This window comes from Bradyrhizobium sp. 25ACV (assembly GCF_054863005.1).
In genome coordinates this window covers 465,639-479,387 of sequence record NZ_JAVAYO010000001.1, presented here as the reverse complement: position 1 = coordinate 479,387, position 13,749 = coordinate 465,639, and the positions used below count along the sequence as shown (strand labels likewise).

Annotated in this window: 11 protein-coding genes; 6 read left to right on the top strand and 5 right to left on the bottom strand. The window is 64.6% G+C overall.

Annotated features, from left to right (window positions below):
• Positions 1 to 13 precede the first annotated feature (13 nt).
• From RAD04_RS02070 to hpaH, 5 genes are all read right to left on the bottom strand, one after another.
• Positions 14 to 883, bottom strand: a complete 870-nt coding sequence (locus tag RAD04_RS02070; protein WP_461622425.1) for a fumarylacetoacetate hydrolase family protein — start codon at positions 881 to 883, stop codon at positions 14 to 16.
• A complete protein-coding gene (gene hpaD / locus RAD04_RS02065; RefSeq protein WP_183258476.1) occupies positions 883 to 1,866 on the bottom strand; it encodes a 3,4-dihydroxyphenylacetate 2,3-dioxygenase in 984 nt (327 codons plus the stop codon). The genes RAD04_RS02070 and hpaD overlap by 1 nt, the downstream gene beginning before the upstream one ends.
• A 105-nt stretch (positions 1,867 to 1,971) precedes the next feature.
• The gene (gene hpaE, locus RAD04_RS02060) at positions 1,972 to 3,510 is read right to left on the bottom strand and encodes a 5-carboxymethyl-2-hydroxymuconate semialdehyde dehydrogenase (RefSeq protein WP_461622424.1); all 1,539 of its coding nucleotides are present in this window, start codon (positions 3,508 to 3,510) and stop codon (positions 1,972 to 1,974) included.
• Positions 3,503 to 3,901: a 5-carboxymethyl-2-hydroxymuconate Delta-isomerase gene (locus RAD04_RS02055; protein ID WP_339038451.1), complete on the bottom strand. Its 399-nt coding sequence runs from the start codon at positions 3,899 to 3,901 to the stop codon at positions 3,503 to 3,505. Before RAD04_RS02055 ends, hpaE begins: the two co-directional genes overlap by 8 nt.
• 30 nt (positions 3,902 to 3,931) lie before the next feature.
• On the bottom strand, positions 3,932 to 4,738 hold the full coding sequence (gene hpaH / locus RAD04_RS02050) for a 2-oxo-hept-4-ene-1,7-dioate hydratase (RefSeq protein ID WP_091953424.1): 807 nt from the start codon (positions 4,736 to 4,738) through the stop codon (positions 3,932 to 3,934).
• Positions 4,739 to 4,849: 111 nt separating this feature from the next.
• On the opposite strand from hpaH, the gene hpaR reads away from it, so the two are divergent.
• The 6 genes from hpaR to RAD04_RS02020 all read left to right on the top strand — a co-directional run bounded on the left by hpaR (position 4,850) and on the right by RAD04_RS02020 (position 13,745).
• Positions 4,850 to 5,368, top strand: coding sequence for a homoprotocatechuate degradation operon regulator HpaR (gene hpaR / locus RAD04_RS02045; protein ID WP_183258472.1), 519 nt, complete (start codon positions 4,850 to 4,852; stop codon positions 5,366 to 5,368).
• Between the two features lie 396 nt (positions 5,369 to 5,764).
• Positions 5,765 to 6,541, top strand: coding sequence for an HpcH/HpaI aldolase family protein (locus tag RAD04_RS02040; protein WP_008549964.1), 777 nt, complete (start codon positions 5,765 to 5,767; stop codon positions 6,539 to 6,541).
• A 96-nt stretch (positions 6,542 to 6,637) separates the two neighbouring features.
• Positions 6,638 to 8,161 (top strand): UxaA family hydrolase, encoded by a 1,524-nt coding sequence (locus RAD04_RS02035; RefSeq protein ID WP_461622423.1) that lies wholly within the window; start codon positions 6,638 to 6,640, stop codon positions 8,159 to 8,161.
• Between the two features lie 228 nt (positions 8,162 to 8,389).
• Positions 8,390 to 8,908, top strand: coding sequence for a PAS domain-containing protein (locus tag RAD04_RS02030; protein ID WP_461622422.1), 519 nt, complete (start codon positions 8,390 to 8,392; stop codon positions 8,906 to 8,908).
• Entirely contained in the window at positions 8,886 to 10,190 is a 1,305-nt protein-coding gene (locus tag RAD04_RS02025; protein ID WP_461622421.1) for a methyl-accepting chemotaxis protein, read from the top strand. Before RAD04_RS02030 ends, RAD04_RS02025 begins: the two co-directional genes overlap by 23 nt.
• A gap of 285 nt (positions 10,191 to 10,475) precedes the next feature.
• Positions 10,476 to 13,745, top strand: coding sequence for a transglutaminase family protein (locus RAD04_RS02020; protein ID WP_461622420.1), 3,270 nt, complete (start codon positions 10,476 to 10,478; stop codon positions 13,743 to 13,745).
• The last annotated feature ends 4 nt before the right edge of the window (positions 13,746 to 13,749 follow it).

Genomic DNA, 13,749 nt, shown 5'->3' with positions numbered 1-13,749 from the left:
CTTCGATTGTTGATCAGGCTTCGTCGACGACACCGTTGCGCAAGCTGCCGATACCTTCGGCCGTGACCTCGATGACGTCGCCGGGCTTCAGGTAACGCGGCGGATCGAACCGGGCACCGGCACCGGTCGGCGTGCCCGTGACGATGATATCGCCGGGGACGAGCGTTGCGAAGGTAGAGATATAGTTGATGAGATAACGGAAGGAGAACATCAGCCGGCTGGTGCGATCGTCCTGCCTCAGTTCGCCGTTGACATGCGTGGTGAGCCTGACATCGGCGATCTGCGATTCCTGCACGTAGGGCACGAGCCATGGGCCGAGGCTGCCGCTGGAATCAAAATTCTTGCCCTGGGTGACGTTGAACTTGGCGTGGCGCAGCCAGTCGCGCACCGAGCCTTCGTTGCAGAGCGCGAGTGCTGCGATATGATCGAGCGCAGCGCTTTCCGGAATATGCCGGCCTTGCTTGCCGATCACCAGCACGATCTCGCCTTCATAGTCGAGTTGCGCGGAAGCCCGTGGGCGCACGAGCGGCGTGTCGTGGCCGACGAAGGAGCGGGGCGAGCGCATGAACATGCTCGGATATTTCGGCGCGTCCTGGCCGTCCTTGTATTCGGCGTTACGGTCGGGATAGTTGACGCCGATGCAGATGATCTTTTCCGGCGTGGGCACCGGCGGCAGCCAGGTGATATCGGCGAGCGCGTGATCCGGCGTGCGGCTGGCGGCTTCCTCGGCAAGGCTCACGAGCTTTCCGGCCGCGAGGACTTCGCGCAGCGTTGGATAGTGTTTTGCGTAGCGCGCGGAGAGATCGACGATGCCGCCCTCGAGGACGGCCCCGTAGCTTACATCACCCTTGACGGAATAGGTGGCGAGGCGAGGAAGTTTCATCAGTCGGCCACCAGCACGTCCGCGACAAACTTCGGCTCGCGCACGGCCTGCCCGCTAAACAGCGAGCCCTGCTCGAACCAGGAACGCGGGGCGGGTGCGCCCCACAGCGTCTGGCGGCGCGGATCGCGCAGCGACCAGCGCAGCGGCTCATGGTCGTGATCCCCCGTGAAATAGTCGCTGGTGTAGAGCTCGAGCCTGTGTCCGTCGGGATCCCGCACATAGAGGAAGAACGCGTTCGAGATGCCGTGGCGTCCCGGGCCGCGCTCGATGTTCTTGACGAAGCCTTGGGACGCCATGACGTCGCAGAGATGGATAATGTTCATCGCCGTCGGCGTCCAGTAGGCGAAATGGTGCAGGCGAGGGCCCTTGCCGTTGGTGATCGCGAAGTCGTGGACATTGCCCTTGCGATGCATCCAGGCCGCGGCGATGCGCCCGTTCGGTCCATCCTCCTCGGCGTATTCGGTGAGGCGGAAGCCGAGCCGGGCGTAGAACTCGACGGTGTCCTGCACCTCGGCGGCGAAGACATTGAAATGATCGAGCCGTTGCGGGTGGCAACCCCTGTAGAGATCATAGCGGCGCAAGAGATGCGGCCGCCGGTCCATCGACGCATAGAGCTCGATCTGGAAGCCGAAGGGATCGGTGAACTGCAGGGTCCGGCCCTGGAAGGGCTGGTCGACGAAGGCGTAGGCGAGGCCGTTCTCGGACAGGAAAGCGGCGGCCTTGTCGAGATCCCCGTCGTTGCCGACCTTGAAGCCGAGGCGCGCGCACGCCGGGACTGCTGCTTTCCGCAGCACCAGCGAGTGATGCTGATGCTCCTCCGCGGCGCGCAAATACACGACCTTGTCGTCGGCGTCCTCGACATGCAGGCCGACAATGGTCTCGTAGAACTCGCGGCTCAGCTTCAAGTCGGTGACGTCAAGCACGACGTGGCTGGAGCGGATGATGTTGAACGGCGGCTCGAAGATATGTTGCGGTACGGGCATTTGCGTTTCCCCTCGGCTCGGTCGTCATTCCGGGCGGCTCGAAGAGCCGAACTATGGTGCGCAATTGCGCACCTGAGAATCTCGAGGTTCCGGAACGACGAAGCGTTAAATTCCCAGTTTCTGAATCTTGTGCGTGCCCCGCGCCAGCGAGACGTGCTTGGTTTCCATGTAGAAATCGAACGAGTAATCGCCGCCGTCGCGGCCGATGCCGGACGCCTTCATGCCGCCGAACGGCGTCGGCAAATGGCGGACATTTTCCGAGTTCAGCCAGATCATGCCAGCCTCCAGCGCATCGGCGACGCGCAGTGCGCGGCCGACATCGTTGGTCCAGACATAACCGGTCAGGCCATAGCGGATGTCATTGGCGATCTCGATGGCTTCAGCTTCGTCTTTGAAGGGCAGCACGGTGAGGAACGGGCCGAACACCTCCTCCTGCGCCACGCGCATCTTGCCGTGCGCGCCGGTGACCAAGGTAGGTTCGACATAATGTCCGCCGCCCGGGCCGTCATGGGCCTTGCCGCCGACCGCGATCACAGCGCCGTCCTGGCGCGCAACGTCGAAATAGGAGCAGACCTTTGCCAGATGCCGTTCGTGGATCAGCGGCCCGATCTCGGTGGCGGGATCGAGGGGATGGCCGACCTTCAGCGCCTTCACGCGCGCGGTGAGCTTCTCCGTGAACTTGTCCGCAATGCCGGCCTGAACCAAGAGGCGACTGGATGACGTGCAGCGTTCGCCGTTGAGCGAGTAGATCATGAACACGACGGCATCGAGCGCGCGGTCGAGATCGGCGTCGTCGAACACGATCACGGGGTTCTTGCCGCCGAGCTCGAAATGCACGCGCTTCAGCGTCGGCGCGCCCTGCACCATGATCGCCGAGCCGGTCGCGCTCTCGCCGACGAAGCCGATCGCCTTGATCGCGGGATGCTCGGTCAGCGCCTTGCCGGCCTCTTCGCCGAAGCCGTGGACGGTGTTGAGCACGCCGTCGGGAACGCCGGCCTGCTTGACGAGCTTGCTGAGCATGTCCGCGGTGACCGGCGACCATTCCGCCGGCTTGTGCACGACGGTGCAGCCGGCCGCGAGGGCAGGGGCGATCTTCCAGGTCGAGAGCATGAACGGCGTATTCCACGGCGTGATCACGCCGACCGGGCCAATCGGCACGCGCGTCGAGATATTCCAGTGCTCGTCGCTCGGCGTGTTGAGGCCGTCGCGCGCCTCCGCGCATTTGTCGGCGAAGAAGCGGAAATTCTCGGCGGCGCGGATCGCGGCCTTGGCCATGAAGCGATAGGCCTGGCCGGTGTCGATGCATTCGAGCACCGCGATGTCGTCGGCGTTGTCCTCGATCGCGTCGGCGACACGATGCAGCAGCTTCTTCCGCATCGCCGGGCCCATATCGCGCCAGGACTTGAAGGCAAGCGCCGCGGCCGTTGCGGCGCGGTCGATGTCCTCGGCGGTGCCGCGCGCGACGCTTGCGAGCGTCGTGCCGTCGACTGGCGATTTCGTCTCGAACGTCTCGCCGGAGATCGAGGCGACGGTCTTGCCGTCGATCATGTGGCCGATGCCGTCGGCTCGCAGCCTGTTCAGCAGCGGTGCGACGCGGTCGCGGTTGGCCTGGAATATATCGGTTTTCGGGCTGGGCTTATCCATGGGCGGCTTCCACTTTCAGGGCGTCGTGGATGTTGTTGCGCTTCCAGCTGGTGTCCTTGTCGTTGATCTGCATGTCGAACGACAGAGCGAACTTGCTGGCAGCGAAGACGGGATCTAGATGTCGGGAGAGTGCCTGGAAGACGTGCTCGCCGGCTTGCTGCCGCGTCTTGAGATCGCGGCCCTCGCCGATGCGTAGCACCATGTCGAGAAAGCCGTAGTCGTTCCGCGCGTCAGCGATCGCATAGTGCTCGCACCTGATCGCGCGGACGCGGATGCCGCCGAGCGGGAAGATGCCAGTCTCGACCGCCGCCTTGCGCACGATCTCGCACACCGCCGCGATATCGAGGCGGCCATCGAGATTGGCCGAATATTCAATCGTGAAATGCGGCATCGCGGTTTCACTCCCTGTATTCTTATGCGCCTAAGCGAAGTAGCAGCTGACCGAGCCGTAGGCGCCATAATCGGCCTGAATTGTGTCGCCCTTGCGGGTCTCGATCGGACGGATGAAGGAGCCCGCAAGCACGACCTGTCCAGGCTCCAGCGCAAGGCCGAGGGGCGCGATCTTGTTGGCGAGCCAGGCGACGGCGGTCGCCGGATGATTGAGCACGCCGGCGGCAAGGCCGGTCTCTTCGAGCTGGCCGTTCCGAAAACACAGCGCGCCGATCCAGCGCAGGTCTGCGTCGAGCGGGCGGATCGGCCGTCCGCCGAGCACGATGCCGGCATTCGCCGCATTGTCGGCGATGGTGTCGAAAATCTTTCGCGTCGCTTTGGTCTTGGGATCGACGCGCTCGATCCGCGTGTCCAGAATCTCCAGTGCCGGCACCACGAAATCGGTGGCGTTGAGCACGTCGAACAGCGTGCAGTCGGGCCCCGCGAGCCGCTTGCTCATGACGAAGGCGAGCTCGGCCTCGACGCGTGTCGCGATGAAGCGCTCGGTCGGAATGATCCCGCCATCGGCGAAGAACATGTCGTCGAGCAGCACGCCGGAATCGGGCTCGTCGATATTGAGCGCGCTCTGCATCGCCTTCGAGGTCAGGCCGATCTTGTGGCCCTTGACGATGCGCCCCTCGGCGATCTTGACGTCGACCCAGGCCTTCTGAATTGCGTAGGCATCGGTGATGGTGATGCCGGGGAAATCCTGCGACAGCTGCCGGATCTGCGTGCGGGTCTTCTCCGCCTGATGCAGACGCCTCGCGCAAGCTTGGATATCGTCGTTGGAAAGCGCCATTTGTGATCTTACAAATTGGGGTGCCGGGAGATACTTAACATGTTAAGTGAATGCGTCAAACACAATTTCGGCTTGCTGCACTGCAAACGTTTTGCGGTTTGAAAGGGCATCATGGTGAAGAGACCGGCTGATCCAGCCAACGGAAGCGCGCCTGCCGCACGGCAGGTGCCGATGCGCGATTTCTCGCGCTCGCTGCCGATGTCGCTGTTGCGGGCCCGCGAAGCGGTGATGCGGCAGTTTCGTCCCTCGCTGCGCGAGCACGGCTTGACCGAGCAGCAATGGCGCATCCTGCGTGCACTGGCGGCGATTGAGGCGGTCGAGGTGACGGAACTCGCGCGCACGGCGTTCCTGCTCGGCCCGAGCCTGTCGCGCATCCTGCGCGATCTCGAGGCGCGCAATCTGATCGAGCGAAAGACGGCGAAAGCGGACCAGCGCCGCAGCATGGTCTCGATCTCGAAAGAGGGCGTGAAGCTGATGGCCTCGGTGGCGCCGACATCGGAGGCGATCTATGCCGAGATCACGCGACGCTTCGGCGCACGCAAGCTCGCCGAATTGCAGGAGATGCTCGGCGCGCTCGAACAAAGTCTTGCAGAGCTTGGCGCAAGCGAGGAGGCAAGTGCGGAGGAGTGAGCGCGTGATGGCCGGAACCGGGGGCGTCGGGCGATGGTTTGACGTCGATTCGAAGGTGGTTGACGCTGGCCGTGTCGATGCCGGGGAGGTTAAACTGCCCATGCACGCCGCCAGGCCGATGCGGGGGTCGGGAGGTGCCGATTCCGGGCGATCCGAGGCGGAAAATCGTGACAGCGCGGACCCGAAAGGGCGTCCCTTGCCGGATGACACCCCGGGCGGCAATAGTGGGCGCCGCCTGCGAGGTCGGTGTCAGCGAAGTCAGTATCCAGCGCGAGCGCATAGGCGTTGCGTCATTGCGAGCGTAGCGCGGCGCTCCGGTTCGCGCTAACAGCGGGTCGTGCTGTCGCGGCGCTCGTCATGGTGACGAAGGTCCAAACAACAAAGAAGGAAGGCAACGTGGCGAACAAGGTCAAGGAAATCTGGAAGTCGGGCAAGGCCGTGGTCAACGCGTGGCTCGCTATACCCTCCGGCTTCTCGGCCGAGATGATCGCGCAATGCGGCTTCGACAGCGTCACCGTCGACATGCAGCATGGCGTGCAGGACTATCTCTCGATGGTGCAGTGCTTCCAGGCCATGGACAAGCACCCCGTGACCCCGATGGTCCGCGTGCCCTGGAACGAGCCCGGCATCATTGGCAAGGTGCTCGACGGCGGCGCCTATGGCGTGATCTGCCCGATGGTCAACACGCCGCAGGAAGCCAGGAACCTGGTCTCCTATTCCAAATATCCGCCGCAGGGCGTGCGCTCCAACGGCCCGATCCGCGCCGGCATGTACGGCACCGCGGGCTCGTATCAGAAGACCGCGAATGCCGACACCATCCTTCTGCCGATGATGGAGACCAAGACCGCGGTCGAGAACATGGAAGCGATCCTCGACGTCGAAGGCATCGACGGCGTCTATATCGGACCGTCCGACCTCGGCTTCTCCTACGGCCTTGAGCCCAAGCTCGACCGCAGCGAGCCCGAGATCCTCGCGATCTATGAGAAGATCATCAAGGAATGCGGCAAGCGCGGCCTCAACCCGGGCATCCATTGCAGCGGCGCCGAGGGCGCCGCGCGCGCCATCAACATGGGCTTCAAGCTGGTGACGCTCTCGAACGAAGTCGGCCTGATGACGACCTACGCCAAGATGCAGGTCAACGCGACCCGCAAGGATTCGGGCGGCAAGGCCTGAGACGTCGCGAATGGCGAATGGGGAGTAGCGAATGGGCTACTCCCTTTTTCCATTCGCTATTCACCATTCGCTACTCGCCTCCGAAGGAGATTCGCCATGACCATCAGCCCCGTCATCCGCCTGCATCCCGATGATGGCGTGCTGATCGCGCGCGCCAGCCTGCCGCCCGGCACCGTCGTTGCCGACGGCGTGACCACGGTCGAGCGCATCCCCTCCGGCCACAAGGTCGCGATCAAGCCGATCGCGGTAGGCGAGCCTGTCATCCGCTACGGCCAGATCATCGGCTTTGCGACCATTCCGATCGCGCCGGGCCAGCATGTGCACGTGCAGAACATCGGCATGGGCGACTTTTCAAAAGACTATGCCTATTGCGCCGACGTCAAGCCGACGCCGAACTTCGACCTGCCGGCGACCTTCGAAGGCATCCGCCGCCCGGACGGCCGCGTCGCCACGCGCAACTATATCGGCATCCTCACCTCGGTGAATTGCAGTGCGCATGTCGCAAGCCTCGTCGCCGACGTCTTCAAGAAGAATCCCTTCACCGGCGACAATCCGCTGGCCGATTTCCCCAATGTCGACGGTGTGGTCGCGCTGACCCACAAGACCGGCTGCGGCATGACGCAGAACGAGCCCTTGGCGCTGCTCCGCCGCACGCTCGGCGGATATGCGCGCCACGTCAATTTCTCCCACGTCATCGTGCTCGGCCTCGGCTGCGAGGTGAACCAGATCGGTGGTCTGATGGAGGAGCAGAAGCTCGCGGGACGCCTGCGCGCGATGGACATCCAGGAGGTCGGCGGCACCCGCAAGACGGTGGAGGCGGGCATCGCCTTCGTGCGCGAAGCGCTGGCTGACGCCAACAAGGTCAAGCGCGAGACGGTGCCGGCGAGCGAGCTGACGGTCGCTCTACAATGCGGCGGCTCGGACGGCTATTCCGGCGTATCCGCCAATCCCGCGCTTGGCGCCGCGAGCGATCTCATCGTGCGCCATGGCGGCACCGTGATCCTGTCGGAGACGCCGGAGACCTACGGCGCCGAGCATCTGCTGACGCGCCGCGCCGTCAGCCGCGAGGTCGGCGAGAAGCTGGTCGACCTGATGCGCTGGTGGGACGAATACACGGAGCGCGAAGGCGCCGAGATGAACGCCAATCCGAGCCCCGGCAACAAGGCCGGCGGCCTCACCACCATTCTTGAAAAATCGCTCGGTGCGATGGCGAAGGCCGGCACCACCAACCTCGTCGAGGTGCTGCGTTACGCCGAGCCCATCACCAAGAAGGGTTTCGTCTTCATGGACACGCCCGGCTACGACCCTGTCGCGGCAACCGGGCAGGTCGCCGGCGGTGCCAATCTCGTCTGCTTCACCACCGGCCGCGGCAGCGTGTTCGGCTGCAAGCCGGCGCCCTCGATCAAGCTCGCCACCAACACGCCCATGTACAAGCGCATGGAAGAGGACATGGACGTCAATTGCGGCACCATCCTCGAAGGCGAGGAGAGCGTCGAGCAATGCGGCCAGCGCATCTTCGATCTCATCCTCAAGACGGCCTCGGGACAGCCGACCAAGAGCGAGAGGTTTGATTTCGGCGGTGCCGAGTTCGCGCCCTGGGTGCTCGGCGCGACGATGTAGCCGCGCTTCGCGCAGAACACATGCAATTGCGTGTCATTGGGGGAGACGCGAGGCCGATGGGCAGCGCGTGTGGTTGCGCGAATTGCACCGATCGTTCGCTACGTAATGATACGGAGGCGAGGTTTCTTCGCTGGGGATCCGCGGCTTACACCTGTTTAACACTGTTGCCGTAGACAGGGGGCGATGCGGCTCCACAGCGTGGTGGGCCGGCCTTTAAGGATCGAACCGATGCAAGCGATACGTCCCACGGGGGTGGAAAATCTCCTCGGTGAGGAGGAGCTGATTGTATCGAAGACCGATCTCAAAGGCCGCATCACCTACGCCAATGAAGTCTTTCTCCGCATGGCGAAATACCCCTGGAAGCAGCTGATGGGCGCGCCCCACAGCCTGATCCGCCATCCCGACATGCCACGCTGCGTCTTCAAGCTGCTGTGGGATACGCTCCAGGCCAAGCAGGAAATCTTCGCCTACGTCGTCAATCTCGCGGGAGATGGCAGCCATTATTGGGTGTTCGCCCACGTCACCCCGACGCTCGACGATCGCGGCAACATCATCGGCTATCATTCCAATCGACGCAGGCCCGATCCGGCGTCGCTCGAGCGCATCAAGCCGATCTACAAGGCGCTCTGCGCAGAAGAGGCACGCCACGCCAATGCCAAGGACGGTATGCGTGCGAGCTTCGACATGATGGTCGGTCTGCTCAAGCAAAACGGTGTCGGCTACGATGAATTTGTGCTCTCTCTCTAAGGCGCAAGGAGCGACCGCAATCGCGTGCCTCCTCGCCAGCATCGCGTTCGTCGCCTCGCTGCTCGGCTGGACCGCAATCGTCAGTGCAGCGCCGCTCGGCGCGGCGATCCTGCTGCTCGGCTACGCGCTCTGGTGCCAGCACCGCACGGCGGTGGCCGTCGATGAGGTCGCCGATGTCTGCCGCAGGGCGGCGCGCGGCGATCTCGAAGCGCGGATCCTGAGCGAGCGCCAGGCCGGGCACATCGGCACCATCCAGAAGTCGGTCAACGACATGCTCGACATCGCCGACGCCTTCGTTCGCGAGGCTTCGGCATCGATGGAATATGCCAGCCGCGGCAAGTATTTTCGCAGGATTCTCGCGCGCGGATTGCCTGGCTCGTTCCGCCGCTCGGCAACCGTCATCAATGCCGGCACCGACAGCCTCGGCCGCCGGGTGGTCGAGATCGCCGGCCTTGCAAAGCAGTTCGGCACGCATCTCGACGAGGTCGCAGGCACCCTGATGAGCGCCGCGACCGATCTCGAATCCGACGCCGGCCAGATGGCAGCGGCGGCGGAGACGACGAACCGCCAGACCTCCGGCATGCGCAGTGCGTCCGATCAGGCCTCGAGCAACGTCGCGACGGTGGCGAGCGCCGCGGAACAGCTCGCATCCTCGATCGCAGAGATCAGCCGCCAGGTGGCCGGCTCGACCACGAGCACCGGCCGCGCCGTCGACGAAGCCAATCGTGCCGGCAGCGAGATTCGTAGCCTCGCGGATGCGGCGCTGCGGATCGGCGATGTCGTCAAGTTGATCAGCGAGATCGCCGAGCAGACCAATTTGCTGGCGCTCAATGCCACGATCGAGGCGGCGCGGGCAGGCGAGGCTGGCCGCGGCTTCGCCGTCGTGGCCTCCGAGGTCAAGAGCCTCGCCAACCAGACCGCCAAGGCGACCGAGGAGATCAGCGCCAAGGTCGGCGAGATGCAGCAATCGACCACCAACTCGGTCGCGGCCGTCGAGGCGATCGCGCAGACCATCGCGGAGATCGACGGCATCACCGCGAGCATCGCGGCCTCGATCGAGCAGCAGGGCTCCGCGACCCGCGAGATCGCCCGCAACGTCCAGGAAGCATCAGTCGGCACCTCGCAAGTGTCCTCCAACGTGTCAGGCATCAGCGAAGCCGCTGCCGACACCGGCCGCGTCGCGAGCCGCGTCAACGGTGCCTCCGAACGCGTCCACGGCGAAGTCGAGACCCTCCGCCGCGAGGTGACGCAGTTCCTGCAGCGGCTGACGTCGGCGGCGTAGGGATTCGCCGAGAGGGGGTGCTCTCTTTCCCTCTCCCCTTGTGGGAGAGGGTGGCTCGCCGCAAAGCGGCGAGACGGGTGAGGGGTTCTCTCCGCGAGTGATCCTGCATCGGATTTGCGGAGACATACCCCTCATCCGGCGCTTCGCGCCACCTTCTCCCACAAGGGGAGAAGGAAGAAAGCACTCGGCCCGCACCTTACCTAGGCACGGTCTGCCCGTTGTTAGTGCTTGATCGCGTCCACCTCAGGTGTTCTGCTCAAAAAAGCTGCTGGAGCATCGCACCCCGTGTCGATCTACGTCGCATTACACCACGTCACGCACTACAAATACGATCGCCCGATCGATGTAGGCCCGCAGACCATCCGCCTGCGGCCGGCGCCGCATACGCGCACGCCGATCATGAGCTATTCGCTCAAGGTCACGCCATCCAACCATTTCGTGAACTGGCAGCAGGATCCGCAAGGCAATTGGCTCGCCCGCTACGTCTTCCCGGAGAAGACGACCGAATTGAAGATCGAGGTCGACTTCACGGCGCAGATGACCGTGGTCAACCCATTCGACTTCTTCGTCGAGCCCTATGCCGACAGTTTTCCGTTCGACTATCCGAACGACCTGAGGACCGAACTGGCGCCTTATCTGGAGACCATCAAGCCCGATCGCCTGTTTGCGAAATATCTGGACTCGATCCCGCAGGACGCTCCGAACACGGTCAACTTCCTGGTCGAGCTCAATCGCGAGCTTTCGAAGAAGATCCGCTACATCATCCGCATGGAGCCCGGCGTGCAGACGCCGGAGGAGACGCTCGCATCTAGCGCAGGCTCGTGCCGCGACTCCGCCTGGCTCCTGATCCAGACCTTCCGGCATCTCGGGCTCGCCGCGCGTTTCGTCTCCGGCTATCTCATCCAGATCCGTCCCGACATCGATCCGATCGAGGGTCCGCCGGAAGTGGAGAACGATTTCACTGATCTGCACGCCTGGGCCGAGGTCTATCTGCCCGGCGCCGGCTGGATCGGTTTCGACGCGACCTCCGGCATGCTCGCGGGCGAGGGCCACATCCCGGTCGCTGCCACGCCGCATTATCGCTCGGCTGCGCCGATTTCCGGCAGCGCCGGCTTTGCCGAGGTCGAGTTCGCCTTCGACATGAGCGTGCGCCGCATTCGCGAGGCGCCGCGCATCACCAAGCCGTTCTCCGACGAATCCTGGGCGCGGCTCAACGATCTCGGCGAGCAAGTCGACGGCGATCTCGCCGCGCAGGACGTGCGGCTCACCATGGGGGGCGAGCCCACCTTCGTCTCGGTTGACGATCTGGAAGCTGCGGAGTGGAATACGGAGGCCGTCGGCCCGACCAAGCGCGCACTGGGCGACGATCTGATCCGCCGCCTGCGCACGCGCTTCGCGTCCGGCGGCCTTCTGCATTACGGCCAGGGCAAATGGTATCCCGGCGAAACCTTGCCGCGCTGGGCCTTTGGCTTGTATTGGCGCAAGGATGGCGTGCCGATCTGGAAGAACGCCGACCTCATCGCCAAGATCGAGAATCCACGGCGCGCCGAGACGAAGGATGCTGAGGCCTTCATGGAGGGCACGGTGGCGCGGCTCGGGCTCGATCCCGGCTATATCATCCCGGCTTACGAGGACACTGCCTACTGGCTCCAGAAGGAAGCCGAGCTGCCCGTCAACGTCGATCCGTCGGACCCCAAATTATCCGATCCGGAAGCGCGCGCGCGGATGGCGCGTGTGTTCGACGACGGCCTCAACACGCCGCGCGGCTTCGTGCTGCCGGTGCAGCGCTGGAACGCGCCGCCGCGCTGGCGCAGCGAGCGCTGGGCTCTCCGGCGCAATCATCTGTTCCTGATGCCGGGCGATTCGCCTCTCGGCCTGCGCTTGCCGCTCGGCTCGCTCGGCTACGTCCCGCCCAATCAATATCCCTACATTATCGAGCGGGATCCGATGGAGGCGCGAGGCAAGCTGCCGGTGTTCAGCCTTCCGGCGCGCCCGGAATCGCCGCCGCGGGTCGAGCCCGAGCATCTCAACACGTCTGTTCCGGTGCGTACTGCGCTGTCGATCGAAGTCCGCGACGGCGTGCTCTGCGCCTTCATGCCGCCGGTCGAGCGGATCGAGGATTATCTCGAAATGATCGCGGCGCTCGAAGCCACGGCGGAGGAGATGCAGCTCCAGATCCATGTCGAGGGCTATCCGCCGCCATTCGATCCGCGCGTCGAGGTCATCAAAGTGACGCCCGATCCCGGCGTGATCGAGGTCAACGTCCAGCCGGCAAAGAATTGGCGTGAGGCGGTCGACATCACCGTCGGGCTCTATGAGGATGCCGCCAAGATTCGCCTCGGCGCCAACCGCTTCCTGGTCGACGGCCGCCACACCGGCACCGGCGGGGGCAACCACGTCGTGGTCGGCGGCTCCTCGCCGCAGGACTCGCCGTTCCTGCGCCGGCCCGACCTGCTCAAGAGTCTCGTCTTGTACTGGCAGCGGCATCCGTCGCTGTCCTATTTCTTCTCCGGCCTGTTCATCGGCCCGACCAGCCAGGCGCCGCGCATCGACGAAGCCCGCCACGACAGCATCTACGAGCTCGAGATCGCGCTCTCGCACGTGCCGCCGCCGGGCTACCAGACGCCGCTGTGGCTGGTCGACCGCTTGTTCCGGCATGTGCTCGTCGACATCACCGGCAATACCCACCGCGCCGAGATCTGCATCGACAAGCTCTATTCGCCGGAGGGCTCGACCGGCCGGCTCGGCCTCGTCGAATTCCGTGCCCTCGAGATGCCGCCCGATCCGCGCATGTCGCTGGCGCAGCAGCTCTTGATCCGCGCGTTGATCGCGAAGATGTGGCGCGAGCCGCAGGCCGGCAAGTTCGTGCGCTGGGGCACGGCGCTGCACGACCGCTTCATGCTGCCGCATTTCATCTGGGAGGATTTTCTGGACGTGCTCTCCGAGCTGAAGCAATCCGGCTATCCTTTCGAGCCGGAATGGTATCTGGCCCAGCTCGAATTCCGCTTCCCCGCCTTCGGCCGCGTCCATCATGGCGGCGTGACGCTGGAGCTGCGCCAGGCGCTGGAGCCCTGGCACGTGCTGGGCGAGGAGGGCTCGGCCGGCGGCACCGTGCGCTATGTCGATTCATCGGTCGAGCGGCTTCAGGTCAAGGCGGAGGGTTTTGTCGAGGGCCGCCACATCGTCACCTGCAACGGCCGCCGCCTGCCGATGACCTCGACCGGCCGCTCCGCCGAGGCTGTCGCCGGGGTCCGCTTCAAGGCCTGGCAGCCGGCCTCCGGCCTGCACCCGACCATCCCGGTCCATGCGCCCCTGACCTTTGACCTGATTGACACCTGGAACGGCCGCTCGCTCGGCGGCTGCGTCTACCACGTCGCCCATCCCGGCGGTCGCAGCTATGACACCAAGCCGGTCAACACCTACGAGGCCGAGGCGCGGCGGCTGGCGCGTTTCCAGGACCACGGCCATACGCCGGGGCCGGTCCAGCCACCGCCCGAGGAACGCACAAATGAGTTTCCGCTGACCCTCGACTTGCGGACCCCGCTCCTGCAATGAGTAT